This window comes from Streptomyces sp. CoH27, from assembly GCF_020181035.1.
In the GTDB taxonomy this organism is placed as follows: Bacteria; Actinomycetota; Actinomycetes; order Streptomycetales; family Streptomycetaceae; genus Streptomyces; species Streptomyces camelliae.
Map to the genome: position 1 here is coordinate 157,194 of NZ_JAIQYY010000016.1, position 19,428 is coordinate 176,621.

General features: G+C 70.7%; 16 protein-coding genes. 5 read left to right on the plus strand and 11 right to left on the minus strand.

Features of this window, described 5'->3' with window-relative positions; genetic code table 11:
* Positions 1 to 26: 26 nt before the first annotated feature.
* Positions 27 to 896, minus strand: a complete 870-nt coding sequence (locus LE548_RS26910) for an XRE family transcriptional regulator (protein WP_225099533.1) — start codon at positions 894 to 896, stop codon at positions 27 to 29.
* Positions 893 to 1,141 (minus strand): hypothetical protein, encoded by a 249-nt coding sequence (locus tag LE548_RS26915; RefSeq protein ID WP_225099534.1) that lies wholly within the window; start codon positions 1,139 to 1,141, stop codon positions 893 to 895. Before LE548_RS26915 ends, LE548_RS26910 begins: the two co-directional genes overlap by 4 nt.
* A 387-nt stretch (positions 1,142 to 1,528) precedes the next feature.
* On the opposite strand from LE548_RS26915, the gene LE548_RS26920 reads away from it, so the two are divergent.
* The 3 genes from LE548_RS26920 to LE548_RS26930 all read left to right on the plus strand — a co-directional run bounded on the left by LE548_RS26920 (position 1,529) and on the right by LE548_RS26930 (position 5,772).
* Complete coding sequence (locus tag LE548_RS26920; protein ID WP_225099535.1) at positions 1,529 to 2,377, plus strand: 3-hydroxyacyl-CoA dehydrogenase family protein; 849 nt, start codon at positions 1,529 to 1,531, stop codon at positions 2,375 to 2,377.
* Positions 2,378 to 2,528: 151 nt separating this feature from the next.
* Positions 2,529 to 2,852 (plus strand): STAS domain-containing protein, encoded by a 324-nt coding sequence (locus LE548_RS26925; protein WP_225099536.1) that lies wholly within the window; start codon positions 2,529 to 2,531, stop codon positions 2,850 to 2,852.
* Between the two features lie 268 nt (positions 2,853 to 3,120).
* Positions 3,121 to 5,772, plus strand: a complete 2,652-nt coding sequence (locus LE548_RS26930; RefSeq protein ID WP_225099537.1) for an ATP-binding protein — start codon at positions 3,121 to 3,123, stop codon at positions 5,770 to 5,772.
* A 57-nt stretch (positions 5,773 to 5,829) separates the two neighbouring features.
* Here LE548_RS26930 and nucS read toward each other — a convergent pair whose 3' ends face one another.
* Entirely contained in the window at positions 5,830 to 6,501 is a 672-nt protein-coding gene (nucS, locus tag LE548_RS26935) for an endonuclease NucS (protein ID WP_225099538.1), read from the minus strand.
* Between the two features lie 289 nt (positions 6,502 to 6,790).
* Between nucS and LE548_RS26940 the strand changes: the two genes are divergently transcribed.
* Positions 6,791 to 7,183, plus strand: a complete 393-nt coding sequence (locus LE548_RS26940) for an SCO5389 family protein (protein WP_225099539.1) — start codon at positions 6,791 to 6,793, stop codon at positions 7,181 to 7,183.
* A gap of 106 nt (positions 7,184 to 7,289) precedes the next feature.
* On the opposite strand, the gene LE548_RS26945 is transcribed toward LE548_RS26940, so the two are convergent.
* Positions 7,290 to 8,318 carry an LLM class flavin-dependent oxidoreductase gene (locus tag LE548_RS26945; protein ID WP_225099540.1) on the minus strand — a complete coding sequence of 343 codons (1,029 nt, stop codon included), beginning with the start codon at positions 8,316 to 8,318 and terminating at the stop codon, positions 7,290 to 7,292.
* A 222-nt stretch (positions 8,319 to 8,540) separates the two neighbouring features.
* On the opposite strand from LE548_RS26945, the gene LE548_RS26950 reads away from it, so the two are divergent.
* Entirely contained in the window at positions 8,541 to 8,873 is a 333-nt protein-coding gene (locus tag LE548_RS26950) for an ATP/GTP-binding protein (RefSeq protein WP_225099541.1), read from the plus strand.
* 82 nt (positions 8,874 to 8,955) lie between these two features.
* On the opposite strand, the gene LE548_RS26955 is transcribed toward LE548_RS26950, so the two are convergent.
* From LE548_RS26955 to LE548_RS26985, 7 genes are all read right to left on the minus strand, one after another.
* Positions 8,956 to 9,597 (minus strand): hypothetical protein, encoded by a 642-nt coding sequence (locus tag LE548_RS26955; protein WP_225099542.1) that lies wholly within the window; start codon positions 9,595 to 9,597, stop codon positions 8,956 to 8,958.
* A gap of 211 nt (positions 9,598 to 9,808) precedes the next feature.
* Positions 9,809 to 10,150: a hypothetical protein gene (locus tag LE548_RS26960; protein ID WP_225099543.1), complete on the minus strand. Its 342-nt coding sequence runs from the start codon at positions 10,148 to 10,150 to the stop codon at positions 9,809 to 9,811.
* Positions 10,151 to 10,207: 57 nt separating this feature from the next.
* Positions 10,208 to 10,891, minus strand: a complete 684-nt coding sequence (locus LE548_RS26965) for a hypothetical protein (protein ID WP_225099544.1) — start codon at positions 10,889 to 10,891, stop codon at positions 10,208 to 10,210.
* Between the two features lie 10 nt (positions 10,892 to 10,901).
* The gene (locus tag LE548_RS26970) at positions 10,902 to 15,623 is read right to left on the minus strand and encodes an RICIN domain-containing protein (RefSeq protein ID WP_374116180.1); all 4,722 of its coding nucleotides are present in this window, start codon (positions 15,621 to 15,623) and stop codon (positions 10,902 to 10,904) included.
* A 578-nt stretch (positions 15,624 to 16,201) separates the two neighbouring features.
* Positions 16,202 to 17,086: an ABC transporter permease gene (locus LE548_RS26975; protein WP_225099545.1), complete on the minus strand. Its 885-nt coding sequence runs from the start codon at positions 17,084 to 17,086 to the stop codon at positions 16,202 to 16,204.
* Positions 17,083 to 18,507: an ABC transporter ATP-binding protein gene (locus LE548_RS26980; protein ID WP_225099546.1), complete on the minus strand. Its 1,425-nt coding sequence runs from the start codon at positions 18,505 to 18,507 to the stop codon at positions 17,083 to 17,085. The genes LE548_RS26975 and LE548_RS26980 overlap by 4 nt, the downstream gene beginning before the upstream one ends.
* 145 nt (positions 18,508 to 18,652) lie before the next feature.
* Positions 18,653 to 19,426 carry an ABC transporter permease gene (locus LE548_RS26985; RefSeq protein WP_225099547.1) on the minus strand — a complete coding sequence of 258 codons (774 nt, stop codon included), beginning with the start codon at positions 19,424 to 19,426 and terminating at the stop codon, positions 18,653 to 18,655.
* Between the last annotated feature and the right edge of the window lie 2 nt (positions 19,427 to 19,428).

Genomic DNA, 19,428 nt, shown 5'->3' on the forward strand with positions numbered 1-19,428 from the left:
ACGCAGCGTATCGAACGGGATCATGATCAGCGTGCCGTTTCCGTCCAGAAGGAGTGGAGCAGGTGGGCGAGGGAGCGGCAGAAGGCCGGGGTCTGGCCGGTGACGTACGGGATCGTTTCCGCGAGGTCGAGGCCGCACAGCCGGGCGAGCACCACGACGTCCATCTGGTCGAGGGGCAGGCGGGCGATGGCGTCGAAGAGGTCCACCAGGTCGGGCAGGACGACGAAGTGGCCCGGGACGCTCTCGTGGACCTCGCCGGTGGAGAAGACGGCGGGCCGCAGGTCCGGGTGACCGTCGCGGCGGGCGGCGCCGGCCAGGACGCGGGCGCGCAGCAGACGCCAGGCGTGGCGGCGGAGGTTCTCCTCGCCGGTCGCGGTCCCCCAGGACAGCCAGAGCACGTCGAAGGTCTCGGCGACCGCGCTGCGGGCGCGGTCGTCGGTCTGGAGGAACGCGCGCGCGTAGGAGGCGTAGGCGGCGCGCACGCTCTCGGTGAAGGCCTGGTAGGGCAGGGGCGGGGTCTCCGGCTCGCAGGCGACCTGCTGGAGGCACTGCCGGATCCATCCGGGGTCCTTGCCCGCTTCGCGCGCCGCCGCGCTCCACAGGCGCCGCATCGGCTGAACCGGCAGGCCGAGCGTGCGAATCACGCTGAAGGTGATCTCCCAGGCGGGGTAGTAGCCGTTGCCGCGCAGGAGTTCGCTGATCCGTGTCTTGGAGAAGCCGGAGCGGTCCGCGACGTCGTCCAGGGTCAGACCGCGGGAGAAGACGGCGTCGCGCACCGGCTCCAGCCACGCCCGGTGCGTGCGGCCGGCGGTCTCGGAGATGGGGCCCGGCTTGCGGCCCCGCCGGCCGGCGGTCCGCCCCGCGGGCGGCTGTTCGGTACGGGTCGCCCGGGTCATCGGGGCGGCTCCGTACCGTCGCCGGCGGCGGGGTCGGGGCCGCCGGGCGTGTGGGATCCGCCGGTCCCGGCGGGCGTACGCGAGCCCTCGGGGCCGGTCAGGGCCTGGACGATCTGCTGCACGAGCAGGCCCAGGGACGGGAGCAGGGTGGCCACGGCGGCGACCTGTCCCAGCACGGCCATCACCGTGCTCCATGCGAGGACCGTCACCAGGACGGCGACGGTCACCACCTTCTTACTCGACATCACACATCGATTCCGTGAGCAGAACAGAGTCCAACTGCCCACCTGAAGAGCATTGTTGAGGCTCCATGAGGAGGGGGAGGTCAGGATGACCCGGCTATGGCCCACCACGCCACGTGATCGGAGGGTTACGGAACAATGCCGCGAAAGAGCCGGGCCTCGCTACCTCGCGCCACCCGGTGCGCGGGGCGCAAACCGCCTGTGATGCAACTCATTGAGGAGCAAAGCCGCTTCTGGGTACGACGGGCCCGCTCGGGTGCCGCGTACCGCTGCCGGTGTGATGTCCGCCCATTGAGACGTGACGCGCGTTACTAACCAGTCACACAGCGGCTCCAGAGCGCTATGGTCCGCCGGAGAAGCAGACTTGGAGCGCTTTCAAGGGAGTCGTCAGTGGCACGGAAGCTCGCCGTCATCGGAGCCGGTCTCATGGGATCCGGCATCGCTCAGGTCGCCGCGCAGGCGGGCTGGGACGTCGTCATGCGCGATGTCACCGACGAGGCACTGAAGCGTGGCACCGACGGCATCAAGGCCTCGTACGACAAGTTCGTGAGCAAGGGGAAGCTGGCGGCGGCGGACGCCGAGGCCGCCCTCGGTCGCATCACCCCGACCACCGAGCTGGACGCCGCCGCCGACGCCGACATCGTCGTCGAGGCCGTCTTCGAGAAGCTGGAGGTCAAGCACGAGATCTTCCGCGCGCTCGACAAGATCGTGCGCCCGGAGGCCGTGCTCGCCTCCAACACCTCCGCCATCCCGATCACCAAGATCGCGGCGGCCACCGAGCACCCCGAGCGCGTCGTCGGCGTCCACTTCTTCTCGCCGGTGCCGATGATGCAGCTCGTCGAGCTGGTCCGCGGGTACAAGACCAGCGACGAAACCCTCGCCACCGCGCGGGAGTTCGCCGAGTCCGTCGGCAAGACCTGCATCGTCGTCAACCGGGACGTCGCCGGGTTCGTCACCACCCGGCTCATCTCCGCGCTCGTCGTCGAGGCCACCAAGCTCTACGAGTCCGGGGTCGCGACGGCCGAGGACATCGACCTCGCCTGCAAGCTGGGCTTCGGCCACGCCATGGGCCCGCTCGCCACCGCCGACCTCACCGGCGTCGACATCCTGCTGCACGCCACCGGCAACATCTACACGGAGTCCCAGGACGAGAAGTTCGCCCCGCCGGAGCTGATGCGCCGGATGGTGGATGCCGGTGACATCGGCCGCAAGAGCGGGCAGGGCTTCTACAAGTACTGAGCACCCTCTGTACGGAAATCCGCCGGAACTCACCCCCGGGAGTATCACTCCCCGGGGTGAATTCGGTATCGGTTCGCTTACAAGCAGCAACCGCACCGCCACTCGCACAGTCAACAACGAGTACGCCAACCGCACTCAACGGGGAGCGCATATGCACATCAGGGGCGACCATGCCGAGCTGGTCGTCGGGGGCCGCCTCGACGTCCGCAGCGCGGCGGACGCCCGTACGGCCCTGCACTCGGCAGTCGATCACGGCGTCGGCGACCTGGTGCTCGACCTGTCCGAACTGGACTCCTGGGACGCCACCGGACTCGGGGTGATCATGGGTGCCCATCGGCGGGCCGGCCGCTGCGGGCGCCGTCTGGTGCTGCGCGGTGTCCCGCCGCAGATGCAGCGCCTGCTGGTGGCCACCCGGCTGCACCGCATCCTGGCCATCGAGGGGGGCATCGGACTGGAGTCACTGCCCCGCGTGTGAACTGCCCCGCGTGTGATCCGCCGTGCGGGCGGGATCCGTGCGCAGGGCGGGACAGGCCAAGGGCAATCCACACCGGACCGTGACGTCTCGGGCCGCACGGCACCCCACCCTGTCGGAGATACTGAGCCAAGGTTTAGGGTTCGGTCGCCCGCTGCCTCGCAACCCTCGACCGAGCGGGCCCGGACCAGAAGCGACAGCGCGTGTGCGACAAGGCCGGGGGAGGGGCCTTCAGTCACGGGCACACGACGCTTTTGGGGGGCTTGAACCCATGGAACCCAGGGAACCCATCGACCCGATCGATCAGGGACCCGAAGGGCACGGCCACACGTCCGGCCGCCGCCCGCCCCGGGAATCCCTCACCTCCGACTTCGGCCCGGGCGCGCCCGCGCTCGCCCGCACGGCGCGGCTCGTCGCCGGTGATCTGCTGCTCACCGTCAACCCGGTCGACGGCAGCGAGATAGAGCCCTGCCCGCCGGCCGAGCGGCCCGGCGGTCCCCGTAAGCGGACGGCCGCCGAGCGCGCCGAGACCGAGCGGGCCGCCAGGCCTCCCGCGCCGGCCGGCCCCGCCCAGCCCGCGCCGTCCCTGCTGGAGCGCCAGGACGAACGCGAGCGCCTGGTCCGGCTGCTGGCCCGGGGCCGCTCCGTACGGCTCACCGGCCCCGGCGGCTCCGGCCGCACCGCCCTGCTCGACCTGGTCGCCGAGGACTGCGAGGACCTCGCCCCCGACGGCGTGGTCCGGCTCTCCGGCTTCCACCGCACCGCCGGCGACCTGCTGCACGACCTCTTCCACGCCGTCTACGACGCCCCCGGCCACCGCCCCGCACGGGAGGAGCTGCACGCGCTCGTCGCCGAGATCGGCGCGGTCGTCGTCCTGGACGACATCGAGTTCGGCGGCGCCGCCCTGGACGAACTCCTCGACGTCGCCCGCGAGTGCGCGTTCCTGATCGGCGCCACTCCCGAGGTGCCCGCGCCGGCCGCCCAGTCCGCCGTCGAGGAGGTCTTCCTCGGCGGCCTCGACCGGGCCGGCGGCGTGGAGATCCTGGAGCGGACCGTCGGCCGCGTCCTCACCGAGGAGGAGGCCAACTGGGCGGGCGACCTGTGGTTCGAGTCCGAGGGCCTGCCCCTGCGCTTCGTCCAGGCCGGCGCCCTGCTCCGGCAGCGCGACGAGCTGCGGGCCGGCGCGGGCGCCGTGGACGAGTACGGCGTCTTCGAGGACGTACCCCCGCCGGTGGAGATCCCCCTGGTGCCGGAGGACGACGTCCCCCTGCCGTCCCTCGGCGAGGCCGCCGCGCCCGCCCCGCTGCTCGCCTCCCGGCTCAGCGCCTCCGCCCGTGCCACCCTGCGCTTCGCGGTCGCCCTCGGCGGTGAGGTGCCGCACCAGGCGCATCTGCCGGCGCTGGTCGGTGACACCCACGCCGACGCCGCGCTCGGCGAGCTGGCGGGCTGCGGGCTGGTCTCGCCGGTCGGCTCCCGCTACCGGCTCGCGACCGGGGTGCAGACCCAGCTGGAGGCCGCCGGGTACGCCGACGACGCCCCGGCCCAGGCGCGCGCCGCGGCCGAGCACTACGCCTGGTGGTCCGGGCACCCCTCGGTGACCCCCGAGCGGGTGAGCGCGGAGGCGGACGCGGTGCTGGCCGCGCTGGCCGCCGTGGTCCCGCAGACGTCGGTTCCGGCTGACGGCGAGGAGAGCATCGCCGTACGACTGGCCCGTACGGCCGCGCCCGCCTTCGCCGCGGGACTCCACTGGGGTGCGTGGGAGCGTGCGCTGCGCTCCGGCGCGGAGGCCTCCCGGCAGACCGGCGAGGTCCACGAACAGGCATATTTCCACCACGAGTTGGGTGTCCTGGCGCTGTGCACCGACCAGCTGGACCGGGCCCGCGCGGAGCTGGAGGCGTCCATCGGGCTGCGCGGGGCGCTCGCCGACAAGCGGGGCACCGTCGCCGGGCGCCGGGCGCTCGCGCTGGTCGCCGACCGCTCCGGCGAGCTGCCCGGGGTCACAGTGACGGCGGGGGAGGAGCTGCCGGAGATACGGCACGAGGAGTCGGCCCCGCCGCCGTACGCTCCGCTGGGCGAGGCACTGGTGACCCAGCGGATCCCGGCCGCCGCGGCGCAGGGCGGCGGCATCCGCCGGCTGGCCCGCCGCAACATGGTGGCGGCCGGTTCGGGGGCGCTGCTGGCGGCCGTCCTCGGCACGGTGGTGACGCTGGGCATGACGTCCCACGAGAACGACGGCAAGAACCCCGCCGGCAAGGTCGACGTCAACCCCTCGGTCAGCCAGGGCACGGGCGACGGCACCCTGGGCGCGGACCCGAACCAGAGCACCGGCGGCACGACGGGCGGGGCGACCGGCCGGCCGAGGGCCGGGGGCACGGGCGGCACGCCGGGCGGCTCGACCCCGTCGACGGACCCGGCACGCCCGTCGGAGAGCATCAGCCCGACCGGCTCCGGCACGACGTCGCCCTCGCCGACCAAGCCCTCGGGGTCGTCCGGTTCGAGCGGCGGCTCGACGGGTGGCAGCGGTACGGGCGGGAGCACCGGCGGTACCTCGACGGGTGGCTCGACCGGCGGCACCGGCACGACCGGGGGCACCGGCGGTACCTCGACGGGCGGGGGCACAGGCTCCACCGGCGGCTCCACGACGACCGGCGGAGGGAGCTCGACCGGCGGCACCGGCACGACCGGGGGCACCGGGGGTACCTCGACGGGCGGGGGCACAGGCTCCACCGGCGGCTCCACGACGACCGGCGGAGGGAGCTCGACCGGCGGCACCGGCACGACCGGGGGCACCGGCGGTACCTCGACGGGCGGCTCCACCGGCAGCACCGGCACGGGGGGCTCCACGGGCACGACGGCCGGCACCGCGACGAGCAGCGCACCGGCTTCCCAGAGCGCGCCGCAGTCCTCTCCCACAGTGGCCTGACGCTCCTCCGCCGCCCGCCTTCGTCCGAACGAAGGGGGCGGCGGAGGACACGACCCGCTAGAAGAGGCGGAGCTTGTCGTCCTCGATGCCCCGCAGCGCGTTGTAGTCCAGGATCTGGCAGTCGATGCCGCGGTCGGTGGCGAGGACGCGGGCCTGGGGCTTGATCTCCTGGGCGGCGAAGACGCCACGGACCGGGGCGAGGTGGGGGTCGCGGTTCAACAGGTCGAGGTAGCGGGTGAGTTGCTCCACGCCGTCGATCTCGCCCCGGCGCTTGATCTCCACCGCCACCGTCTGGCCGTCCGCGTCCCGGCACAGGATGTCCACCGGGCCGATGGCCGTCATGTACTCGCGGCGGATCAGCGTGTAGCCCTCGCCGAGCGTCTCGATGCGGTCGGCGAGCAGCTCCTGCAAGTGTGCTTCCACGCCGTCCTTGATCAGACCCGGATCCACGCCGAGTTCGTGCGAGGAGTCGTGGAGGATCTCCTCCATCGTGATGATCAGTTTCTCGCCCGCTTTGTTGACGACCGTCCAGACGCCCTCGTCCTCGTCGCTGCCTTCCTTCAGTGTGCAGGGCGGCGACATCCAGTTGAGGGGCTTGTAGGCCCGGTCGTCCGCGTGGATGGAGACGCTGCCGTCCGCCTTGACCAGGATCAGGCGGGGTGCCGAGGGCAGGTGGGCGGTGAGCCGGCCGGCGTAGTCGACCGAGCATCGGGCAATGACGAGACGCATGGTCGGCAACGCTACTCGACGCGCGCCGGTGCATGCGATGCGCCCGTCCTGCTCCCTGTGTATCGCCCCAATTGTCCCTGGAAACTCTTGTTCATCCCTGGTCGATCCATGGCCGATTGTGTTTCAGAGCGGACCGTTCCATATACGCATTCTGCTGGTGTGGTCACCGACGGTTGCCTACCGTAGGGAACGTGAGGTCGCGGCGTATGTACTGAGCGTGTTCGACATCGCGAACTCCCTTACCTGTCCGGCAACCCCTGCTCCCCGCGGGGGTGCGAGAGGAGAACCCATGTCGCTCGACGTCTCACCGGCCCTACTCGAACAGGCCGAGCGAGGCGAGGTCGACGAAGCTGAATTCGTCGACTGCGTCCGGACCTCCCTGCCTTACGCATGGGAGATGATCAGCTCCCTGGTGGCGCGGCTGAAGGTCGACGGCGGTCCGTTCGCCGACAACCTGACGCCCCCGCCGGACGAGCAGGCACGCGGTCAGCTGTTGCGTGCGCTCGCGAGTGACGCCATTCGCGGCGCGCTGCAGCGGCACTTCGGTGTGCGTCTCGCCTTCCAGAACTGCCACCGGGTCGCGGTGTTCCCGCTGGACCCGGCCGCGGACGAGACGCTGGCCCGCTTCACGTCGGTGCGCAGCCAGTTGCTGAACCAGTCGCCGGAGCTTCGGGACTGCTGACCCTACGGGAGCAAGTGAGGCGCTTGCTTGCCGCTCCACTCGCGGGAGGTGCATTCAGTGCTGGGGCGGCAAGCCCCCCAGGTGGCTTGCGCGCGGGCCGGCCGGGTCAGCGCAGCTGAGGCAGCACCTCGGCGCCCAGCCGCCGGAGGTTCTCCTCGGTCGCGGCGAGATCGCCCGAGCCTTCCACGAGGAGGGCGAAACGGGAGATTCCGGTGCGCTCGGAGGTGGCCGCGAGCCGGTCGGCGGCCAGCCGCGGCGTGCCCACCGGGTGCAGCCCGCAGAGCAGCTCGGTGTAGGCGTGCGGATCGCGCATCGCGCGCACCCGGCCGTCGACCGTCACATGCGCTTCCAGGCCCTGCTTCAGCCAGCCCGGCATCGCCTTCAGCAGGGTCTCCACCGCGTCCGTGCGCCGGTCCGCGAGCTGGCACACCCCGGCCGAGACATGGGCGGCGTCCACGATCTCCTCGCCCGGCCGGCCCGCCGCGAGGGCGTAGCGCCGCCACATGGCGACCATCTCGGCCTTCTCCTCGTCCCCGACGTGCATGCCGAGCAGCATCGGCAGCCCGCGCTCGGCGGCCAGCCGTACGCTCGCCGGGGAGGTGCAGGCGACGACGACCTCGGGCCCGGGCGTCTCCGTCAGACCGTCCGCGGGGCGGGGTACGACCGGCACCTCGCGAAACCGGAACCGCTCCCCGTCGGCCCCCACGCGGGGCTCCCGGAGCCAGCGCAGCAGCAGATCGAGTGACTCCGGGAAACCGTGTTCGTACGCCTGGAGTCCCGCGCCGAACACCTCCAGATCCACCCAGGGCCCACCGCGGCCCACGCCCAGCGTGAACCGGCCGCCGCTCGTCAGATGCAGCAGCGCGGCCTGCTCGCCGAGGGCCACCGGGTGCGCGGTGGGCAGTACGCTGACTGCCGTACCGACGCGGACACGTTGGGTACGGCCGAGCAGATACGCGGCCAGCGTGACCGCGGACGGGCACGTGCCGTACGGCACGAAGTGGTGCTCGGCCAGCCAGACCGCGTCCAGCCCGGCCTCCTCGGCGACCTCCGCGGAGCGGACCGCCCGGTGCAGGGCTTCTCCCGGACCCTGGCCCGGGAACTGGGCGCCCAGCACAAAGCTTCCTACGTACATCGCATTTCCTGCTTCCTTGGCTCCGGCTCGGAGCTCCCCCACTCGGCATAACCGTCTGACACGTGCCCAGGACACGGCCTGGCGGAGAGATTTGCGGATTGTCTTCAGAATGAAGGGCCCCGGAGGGGGACTTGGGCGAGTTTGTGCCCTTCGCGTACCCCGCCTTGCGGCGCGTACGCTGGACGAAGCCCGTGTTTCCTGTATAGCCCCGAGAGGTGTCCCGTGTCCCCGCGTCGCAACCGACCGAAGGCAGCCGGATCGTCGGGCCGGAGCGCCGAGGACGACAGCGCCGGCCGGTACGGCGGCTGGCAGTCGTCCGAGAGCTGGCAGGGCGAGGACTGGAGCGTGCGCCATGTCGCCGGGGCGAGCGCGCAGGGCAAGACCTACCGCTGCCCCGGCTGCGACCAGCTGATCCCCTCCGGCGTCCCGCACGTGGTGGCCTGGCCGGAACATGCGGGCGTCGACGACCGCCGCCACTGGCACAAGGCCTGCTGGAACGCGAAGGACCGCCGCACCACGAGGGCGCAGCGGTCCAGGAACGGGCCGAGGTTCTAGGCCAGCCCTTGTCTGTCGGTCCGGTCGGTCGTCGAGACAGTCCCGCACGAGCGACGGCGGATCAGGATCTTGACCGCGGCCGTCAGCGAGGCTTCACCTGCCGGTCGCCCTGCCAGGTCTCCGACGTGAGTGTGGCCGGCCCGCCGTTGGCCAGTCCCTTGTAGGTGACGGTACGGGCCGGGCCCAGCTCGCGGGCGAGCTGTTCCGAAAGGTCCCTCCCCTCGCGGAAGAGGCGCTGCCATTCGTCGTCGTGCCTGTCCTCCTCCTGGTATGGAAGGTCCAGTTCCAACGTCTTGTCGATCTGCCGTACCCATGCCTTGAAGGCGGTGACGAGGTCGTCGGGGAGATGCAGGCCGGCGGCGGGGTCGTCGGGGGCGAAGTACCCGGACGCCTCGGCACGCAAGGGGTCCATCCCCGCTTCACCCTCCACGGTGATGTCGAGCGGGTGCGGCGGGTTGGCGTGAGTGTCGGCCGTCCAGTGGAACCGGTCGCAACCCCAGCAAACGAACTTCTCGTCCTGGTGCTGTTCGTCCCAGTAGCGCACCACCCAACGGGGGCCGAGAAACCTCGCCGCCCTCCGGGCGATCTCCAGTCCCCGCTTGACGTGCTTGCGCAACGCCGGCCGGGACGCGAAGCCGCCGTCGGCGAAGGACTGTGCCCACTCGGTCAGGGACCGGCCGGCTCCCGCGCGGATGAAGAGGTGTTCAGGGTTCCCGTCAGTCATGCCACATTCGCTCCCACCCTTGACGTAGCCGTGTTCGAACCGGACGAGTCCCGTCGGCGACTTGGCATACGGGAACTCCATGATCCAGCCGTTCAGCTCCGCCGGATCAGTTGCTCGGCCTGGAGGAGGTGGAACTCGCCGTATCCGAACCGCTGAGCGATGGCCTCGCACTGGGCGTACTGCTCCTCGGTGAGGGGCAGGGCCAGTTCCGTCAGAGCCCGCAGGAACAGGCGGAACCCCAGGTCGGGGTCTGCCCAGGTGACGGCCTGCTCCGTACGACCGCGAGCGGATATCCCAGCCGCTCGGCCAGGCCGAGGAACCGGTCGTAGCGTTCCTTCCCGATCTCCATGCGGGACGCCTTCAGCGCCTGCAGGAAAGGACGGAAGCCGAGATCGGCGTGGGCCTGGACGACGATCTGCTCCAGGCCGACGTCCAGGCCCGGAGCTGCGGCCTCCAGGCCGGCGGCGTGATCCTCGCTCTCCGCCACGACCGCCCGGCTCAACTCCGCGTCCCGCAGCGGGCGTACCGGCGGCGGGATACGCGTAAATAGCATGAAGAAACCCCGCCAGGTACTACCTGCCGGGGTTTCGACCTCATCGATCTGCCGAGATCATTCCTGGCCCAGGGCAGCTCGCAGGTAGGTGATCAGATCACCGGTCGGCACTTCGACCCAGTCCGCCCCGGGTACCCCGGGGCGGATGACCTCATAACGCTCTGCGTCCGGCTCGTACACCAGGACCTGACGGCTCGCTCCGTCGAACAGATCCACACACAGGCGGACGGCACCGTGCGAGATCGTCGGGAACATATGCCGTAGTACCTCGTCTGCCTGGAGGCGACGCAGAAGGTTCCATTGCCTCCGGTGAAATTCGGTCGACAGAAGGTCGGCCCACTGCAAAGAAGTGGGCTCTCCCCTCTCGATCGCCCTGGCGAACTCATCGAGCTCCAGGAACGTGAATCTCGCTGCCAACTCGTCGAGCGGTACGCCTTCCCGCCATGCGACGACCGCCTCCACGAGCAACCCGAAGTCGTCCGTCGAGCCGATCTCCCAATTGAACCCGGGAACGTCCCAGAGGATCCCGGGAATATGAACACGCACCCGGAACAGTCGCTCCTCGGTCGCGGGAACGACTGACACGGTGCCCCTTGCCGTCTCGATACCGATAATTTCGTCGGTAGGCGAGGGAACTGGCCAGATTTCACCCATTCCCAGGTTCGCGGCCTTTTTCATCGCCGCTACAAGGCCGCCCGCAGCGGTCACGTCCGGGTACAGGTCTTTCCGGTGGGTATCCACGGTCGACTCCTCAGCAGTGACAGTAACCGATGACCGAACCCCTCACAGGGCTAAGGTCTCCCTTCAACACCGATAGATCCGGCATAGATGTCGGGGCATCCAGCACCATGGCTCCATCTGGACCCGACGGGGAATAGAACTTGACCGATTCCCACGTGCGTTGACCATTGGCGAGGGCCCTCGCGATCATGGACATCTCGTAGTCCGTGGCACGTCCGGCCTCACCGGCCGTCAGGCCACGCTGGGCAGCTTCTATGAAGGTTCCCTCGTTGGCCAGTCCCGTCATGTTGATGTGCAGCGTCACGCTCGGGTCTGCGATGGCCATTTCCGCAATACGGGCGAAGTCCCTCGGGGACACGTTGGAGAAGGTGGTGAACTTGTTCTCGGGCAGTGCGGCCCACTCGTCGAGTTTCCCACCCCTCTGCCACCCCAACGCCACCTTGCAGTTGTGGACTAGGACCGGAGTGGCACCCGCCAGCACGAAGAACGTGTGCAGGTCGTCGACCGTGAGGTCGTAGACCCTGCGCGGAGTCAGGCCCGAGCGGTCGAGGAGGGCGGTCACCGCGTGGACGGAGCCGTCCGGGGTGCGCAGGCGGTCGCCGACGTGCAGATCGGAAACCAGCGTCCACCCTCGGTCCACCACGTAGAACCTGTGGCCGGTGGTGCTGGCCAGCCTCCCCCCGTCAGCAACGGTGATGTCCACCAGCCGCTTGGTGTCGTGCTTGAAGGTGTCGGTGACCTGCCGGGGCTGCAACTGGCCGGTGGCCGGATCCATGGCCTCGACTCGGTCCCCCACACCCACCTGGCTGATGGGCCGGTGTGAGCCGTCCGCCATGAGCACCTCGGTGGTGCCGGGGAAGCTGTTGGTCCGGCAGGCGGTCCGCAACTCCTCGGAGAGGTTCGCCGAGCGCTCGATACCTGCCAGCGCCCCTGCGTCGACGTCCAGCGTGCGCAGCGCCTTCAGTGCGTCGGCGACTCCGATGCCGGTACGCATGGAGGCGTCCACTGCCTTGACAGCGTCGGCGAGCGCGGCCAGAGGCTTCTCAAGTGGGACGAACATGGCAGCGGTCCAGGCGCACGCCGTCGCCGACCCGTGGAAGCACTTGATGGCGTCGCCGAGGATCACGTCGTACAGGACGCTGCCGAGGGTGTCACCGAAGAGGTTCTGCCAGCCCAGGCGGGTGATTTGACCAGCGGTGAAGTGGTGCTCCCAGTCGACGTCCTCGGCCGTCACCGTTTTGCGGTCGAGCCACTGCCACGCCGCTTTCGGGCAGCCGGCAGCGGTGGCGAGGGCGGTGTCGTCGGCGCACAGGTAGAAGTCGACGACCAGCTTGGCGTTGACCTTGTATGCAACGTCGCAGCCTTGGAGAGTGAGCGCGCAGTTCTTGGTCTGCTTCCCGGAGAGAATCTCCGACTTCACTTCGTCGATGACGTAGAAGACGCCGCCGGTGCCAGTACCGGCACCCGTGGAGACCTGCTTGTTGGCAGCCTCCTGTTCGGTGCGGTCGGCCGCGTCTTGGGCTTCCTTGGCGTACTTGGCGGCGTCCTTGGCGGCTTGTTCGGCCTCGGTTGCCGCCGCGTCGGCGCGGTCGGCGGCGGCGCGGGCGTCCTTGGCGTCCTGTTCGGCCTGGGCGGCTGCGCTGCGGGCGGCGGCGGCGTCGAGTGCGGCGGCGTCGGCTGAGGCGCGGGCGTCCTTGGCGTAGCCCTCGGCGTTGCCGGCGGCGGTGTCGGCGGCTGCTGCGTCGTCGGCGGCTTGTTTGTCGTAGTCGATGGTGCGGGCCAGGGATGCCGATGCGGCTGCTGCGGCCTTGGCGGCGTCGGCGGCGTAGCCGAGTGCCTCCTTGGAGTAGGTGCGGGCGTCGGCGGCGTACTGGGCGGCGTTGGCGGCGTGCTGGTAGGCCTCCTTGGCGTCGCCCTTGGCCTGGTCGGCGAGGTTCTTGGCCGCGTCCGCTTCCGCTTGGGCGTTCTTGGCGTGGGCGTCGGCGACGGCCTGCTGCTGGTCGGCGATGGACTTGGAGGCCTGTCCGGTCAGGACGACCAGGCCTGCGGCGGAGTCGGTGTCGGCGTACGCGGAGCCGAGCTGGATCGCGTCGTTGGCCGGATTGGCGACCTGCTCAGCTGCCTTGCCCGCGTCCACGGCGGCCTGGGCGGTGACGTGCGCGTAGCCCGCCGCCTTCGCCGAGGCTGCGAGTGCCTTGCCGGCCTCGGTGTTGGCCGCGTCGGCCTGGGACTTGGCGTCCTTGGCGTGCGCTTCGGCCTCGTCGGCGAGTTTGACGGCCGTCTTGGCTTCGGTGGCGGCGTCCTGGGAGGCCTTGATGGCGTCGGCTGCGGCGCTGGTGGCGGTCTTGACCGCCGCGTCCGCCTTCAGCTTGTCCGCCTGGGCTGCGTCGGCGTCGGAGCGGGCGCGTTTGGCGGCTGCTTCGGCACGGGTGGCGGCTGCGTCGGCGTCGGCTGCGGCCTGGGTGGCGGCGTCGGCGTCGGCGCGGGCGTTCTTCGCCGCGGTCTCGGCGTCGTCGGCGGCCTTGTCCGCGTCGTTGGCGGCGTTGCGGGCGGCGGTCGCGGCGTCCCCGGAGTCGACCTTGTCGGCGTAGGCGTCCTTGGCGTCGGCCTTGGCGCGGGCGGCGTCGGCCTTCTGCTCGGCGTCCCAGGCGTCGTCGCGTTTGGCCTTGGCCTTGTCGCGGGCGGTGTTGGCGTCGTCGCGTTTGCTCTCGGCGGTCTTCTCGGCGGCGTCGGCCTTGTCCTTGGCGTCCTTGGCCTTGGCCGCCTGGTCCTGGGCGGCGGTCTTGTCGGCCGCGGCCTCGGCCTGCTTGGCCGCCGCCGTCTCCTTCTCGGCCTTGGCGGTCTTCTCCTGGGCCTCGGCGTCGAGCCGCTTGGCGTGGGCGTCGGCGGCGGCCGCCTTCGCATCGCCCTCGGCCTTCAGAGCGACGGCGAGCTTGGACTCCGCGGTCTCCTTGTCCGCCTTGGCGTTGTCACGATGGACCTTCGCCGCATCCGCCGCGGCCTTGGCCTGCTCCTCGGCGGCCTTCGCGGCCTCCTTGCGGAACTCCGCCTTCGCCTGCGCCGCCTGGGCCAGCGCCCGCTGCGCGATGGTGGCGCTGTCACCGGCAGAGGCGCGGGTCGCGGCCTCGGCCGTCTCACCGGCCTTCTCCAGCGCCGTCAGCGCGGCCACCGCACCCCGGGTCACCTGCGCCTTCTGCTGGCCCACCAGCAGGCCACGACCCCGCGGCGCACCAGCCGCGTCCGCGATGCCGTACGCGGCCTGAAGCGCGGTGTCGGAGCTGGTCCCGGCCTTCTGCGCCGCCGCCAACTGGCCCTGGAGCACGGCGAGCTGCTTCTTCGCGCCCGCCTGCGCGGCTGAGACACCGGCAGTGGCCTTCGTGAATTGGGCCTTGTCCGGGTAGTCCAGCTTGCCGTCACCGTCATGTCCCTGCGGGACGATACGGATCTTCTGCGCGTCGGTGCCGTTGCACGTGTACAGCTGGGTGTCGTTGCCGTTGGTGAACGTGTGCAGGTCCAGGCACTTGTTCGTGGCGGCGTTGCGCAGCTCACCGGCGGCGCGGACGTCGAACTGCCACTGCTGCGGCGCGCTGCCGTTGCACGTCCAGAGCTGGATCTTCGTGCCGTTGGCGTTGTTGCCGCCCGCGACGTCCAGGCACTTGCGCGCGTTGGTGTTGTAGAGGGAGTAGCCGCCGTCGTAGGAGCCCCACAGCTTCCACTCCTGGGCGGCGCTGTTGTTGCAGGTGTAGATCTGCACCGGGGTGCCGTTGGCCGTCCCGCTGCCCTGGACGTCCAGGCACTTGCCCTTGGCCGCCTCGACCCTCATCACCAGCGAGGAGTCACCGATCCAGCCGATGCCGCCCGGGGACCAGTAGTCCTGCCAGCGGGTGAGGTGGTCGGCGACCCAGGAGTGCCCCAGCATGTCGCTGAGCGCCTTCGCGCCCTTGGCCAGGGCGTCGACGGCGGTCTTGTTCGCGTCCAGGATCTGGTTGCGCTGGGTGGCCTGGGAGGAGACCTCCTGCTGCCACTCGCCGGCCGCGGTGGAGGTGACGTCCCCGAGTACGCTGTCGGGGTCCAGCGGGTCACGCCAACCGCACGCGGCGAAGCGGGACTTCACGTCCTCCACCGCGATGCGGTACTCCGGCGTGCCCGGCTGCGGAGCGGTACGCGGGAAACCACCGGAGGACAGGAAGATCCGCGCGTCGTCCGCGCCCGCGTTCGTGGCCGGGCCGCCGTGCATCCACTGGAACGCGTTGTGCTCGGCCAGCGCCCGGTTCCACTCCTGCTGGGTTGTTCCGGTCGGGTCCGGGTCCTTGCCGTAGAGCGGGTTGCCGATGGTGTCGACGGCCTTCAGGGTCGCGTCGTCGGACTTGGGAGTGTCGTCCTGGTAGAAGTCGTAGTCGTTCATCCAGAACCGGTCGGCGACCCACTTGCTCAGACCGGTCTGGTTGTAGAAGCTCTGCTCACCGTCGGGCGGCCAGTGGAACGCGGCGTCCGTGAACCCGCCAGGGGTCACCAGGCCGTCGAGAGGCTTCTTCCATCCCTCCCGCTGAGCAGCCAGATCGTCCATCTGCTTGCTCGCCGCGTCCCGGTCCTTCTGGTACGCGACGGCCAGCGGAGTCTTCTCCCAGTGGTCCCGGTTGGCCAGGACATGGAGTTTGTCGGCGGGCTGGTTGAGGCCGTCCTGCGCGGTCGCGGCCATCGACGGCCCGCCCAGTCGCAGTACGTCGGCCATCAGGCACTGGTCCTGCCGCAACTGCTCGGCAGCCGTGTCCTGATACCAGGGGTAGGAATCGTCCACCGGCTTGGCGTGGGGCGGGGTCGACCCCGGGCGCACCGCGAGCCCCGCCACAACGGCCAGCGCGGCCACGGAGGTTATGGCGGAGGTGAACTTCCCTGGTCTTCGTGATCCGCGCAGGCGGAACCAAGGCTTGGAGCGCAAAAGAGCGTCCCTTTCTTCCTCAGGGGGTGCGCCGGGCGGAGGCCGACGGTCTGGGAGCAGAGAGCGCTCTTACTGGATGGCGCGTACGGACGGCCGGTACGACGGCATGGTGAAGCAACCCCTCCCCGTGAGCGACGGTGTTCCCCCGGTCGCTGAGTGATGTGCGTGCGCGCTCGGACGCGGATTGGTCATGATCCGGTCATGCGCGGCTTTACCTTACGCATACACGGGTGGGCTCGTACAGAAGGTTATGGATTTTCTGTGCGCCTCCTGTGTGCAGGAGTGGGTCCGACGGTGAAACACGAAGGCCCCCCGTCGGCGTCATACGCCCGGGAGGCCCTCGGTCGGTCAAGCGGTCGGACTTGTCAGGCTCACACGTCCCGCTTCTGCAGCAGCGCGAAGGCGCCGGCGTACGCGGCCGCCGTCAGGGCCAGCATGATCCACAGCGGGTCCCAGCCGGTCGGGCCGGAGCCGCTCAGGGTGTTGTCGTAGAAGACGCCCAGCTGGCTCGGGATGGAGTACTTGAACAGGAACTCCTGCACCGAGTGCAGCGAGGACGTGGCCATGAACAGCGCGATGACCAGCGGCGCGAGCACCGCGCCGATCATGATCGTGATGCCGCCGGCGGAGTGCCGGATCATCGAGCCGACGAGCAGCGAGAGCAGCCCGAGCAACGCGATGTAGAGGCTGACGCCGACGGTGTCCTTCAGCCAGTCACTCCCAGAGGGCGTGCGGGCGCCGGTGCCGCTCAGCATGGACGCGTGGATCATGCCGACGAAGGCGGACGCGACCAGCGTGACGACGAAGGCCACGGTGAAGAACACGATCGACTTGGCTGCGAGGATCCGGGTCCGGCTCGGGCACGCGGTCATCGTCGTACGGATCATGCCGGTGCCGTACTCCGAGGCCGTGGTCAGCACGCCGAGCGTGATGATGCACATGCTGCCGAGCAGCAGGCCGAAGAAGCCGAAGGTGAGCGGGTTCTGGCCGTCCATGTTGGAGCTGTCGGCGTGGGCCTTGACCAAGGCGCCGGTCAGCAGGCCGATGCCGACGACGAGCAGCACGAACACGCCGAGCGTCCACATCGTCGACCGCACCGACTTGATCTTCGTCCACTCCGAGGCGAGCGCGTGCCCGAGGTGGGTGCGCACGACGGGGATCGGCGAGGTGTATCCGGGGTACGACCCGCCGGGCGCCGCCTGCCATGCGGGCGCGGCGGCGGGGGCCTGCGGCATCGGGGGCTGGTGCGTGCTCATCGGGCGTCCTCGGGCTTGGTCAGGTCGGCGGGTGCGGGTGCGGGAGCGGGGGTTCCGGCGGCGGGGGCCGGCGCCGGTGCCGGTGCCGGGGGAGCGGCGGGGGCTGCTGGGGCCGCGCCCGGTACCTGGCTCTGCGGAGGTTGAGGGGCGGCGACCGGCGGCTGGGCTTGCGGAGGCTGCGGGGCGGCGACCGGCGGCTGGCCCTGCGGAGCAGCCTGCGGGGCCGCCTGGGCGTACGGGTTGGCGGCCGGGGTTCCCGGGGCGCCGTACGGTCCCGGCTGGCCGGCGCCGTACGGGCCGGCGGGAGCCGCAGGACCCGCGCCCGGCGCCTGACCCGCACCCGCCACCTGGCCCGCCCCCGGCGCCTGGCCGACGCCGTACGGGCCGGAGACGGTGGGCTGGGGCGGCGGTGGGGCGTACCAGCCGGGCTGGCCCTGGCCGGGGACCGGCATGGGGGGCTGGGCGCCCGGCGGCAGCGGCTGCTGGAGGCCCGCCTTCTGGTCGACCGTGGAGCGGTAGTCCACGGCGGCCTGCGTCATCCGCATGTACGCCTCCTCCAGCGAGGCCTGGTGCGGCGACAGCTCCCAGAGGCGTACGTCCGCCTCGTGCGCCAGGTCGCTGATGCGGGGGAGCGGGAGGCCCGTCACCCGGAGCGCGCCGTCCTGTTCCGGCAGGACGTGGCCGCCCGCCTCGGTCAGGGCCGAGGTGAGCTTCTCGCGGAGCTGCGGCTCGGTGTCGGGGGTGCGGACGCGCGCGAAGTCGGCGGAGTTGGCCGAGATGAAGTCCTTCACGCTCATGTCGGCGAGCAGCTGACCGCGCCCGATCACGATGAGGTGGTCGGCGGTCAGCGCCATCTCGCTCATGAGGTGCGAGGAGACGAAGACCGTACGGCCCTCCGCCGCGAGCGCCTTCATCAGGTTGCGGACCCAGAGGATGCCCTCGGGGTCGAGGCCGTTGACCGGCTCGTCGAAGAGGAGCACCTGCGGGTCGCCGAGCAGCGCGGCCGCGATACCGAGGCGCTGGCCCATGCCGAGCGAGAAGCCCTTGGAGCGCTTCTTGGCCACGCCCTGGAGACCGACGACCCCGAGCACCTCGTCCACGCGCCGGGCCGGGATGCCCGACAGCTGCGCGAGGCTCAGCAGGTGGTTGCGCGCGGACCGCCCGCCGTGCACGGCCTTGGCGTCCAGCAACGCGCCGACCTGACGGGCCGCGTTGGGCAGTTTGCGGTAGGGGTAGCCGCCGATGGTCACCGTGCCGGACGACGGGTTGTCCAGCCCGAGGATCATCCGCATCGTCGTCGACTTGCCCGAGCCGTTCGGCCCGAGGAAGCCGGTCACGGCTCCGGGCCGCACCTGGAAGGAAAGGTTGTGCACGGCGGTCTTGTCGCCGTAGTGCTTCGTCAGGCCTACAGCCTCGATCATGCTCCGCACCCATCAAAAGGTTCAGGACAGCAGGGCACCCACGCCCCCGTAAGGGTTAGGAGGATATCGAGTGGCTGACGGTTCCGCCCAAAAGAAAGTAAAGCCCAGGCGTTACGCAGCGTAGGGAATCCGTCTACTGAGCGTCCTATTGGGCGTCCCGGCGCTTCAGCAGCACATACCCGCCGGCCAGCGCGGCGATCACCCACAGCACCATGATCCCGAGCCCGCCCCACGGCCCGTACGGCCGGTCGTCGCCGATCCTCGGCACCACCTCCATGATCCGGCTGCCCGCCTGGTCCGGCAGGAACCGGCCGATCTTCTTCGTCGCGTCGACGTTGCCGAGGATGGTGGAGATCAGGAAGAAGAACGGCATCAGGATGCCGAGCGAGAGCATCGGCGAGCGCAGCATCGCGGCGACCCCCATGGAGAACACCGCGATCAGCGTCATGTACAGCCCGCCGCCGACCACCGCGCGCAGTACCCCGGGGTCCCCGAGGTGCGCCCGGTACGGCCCGAGCATCGCCTGCCCGAGGAAGAACGCGGCGAAGCTCGTCGCCATGCCCACGACCAGCGCGAGCGCGGCGGCCACCGCGACCTTGCTGAACAGGAAGGTGCCCCGGCGCGGCACGGCGGCCAGCGAGACCCGGATCATGCCGGTGCTGTACTCGTTCGACACGACCAGCACCCCGAACACGATCACGGCGAGCTGGCCCAGCGTCATGCCCGCGAAGCTGACGCGGGTGGGGTCGAAGGAGAGCCGGTCCTGGACCGGCATCCGGTCGAACTGGCTCCTCGACAGCGCGGAGATGAGCATCCCGAGCGCGATCGTGACCACCACCGCCAGCGACAGTGTCCACACCGTCGACGCCACCGACCGGATCTTCGTCCACTCCGACTGGATCACCCGTACGGCCGTCATGG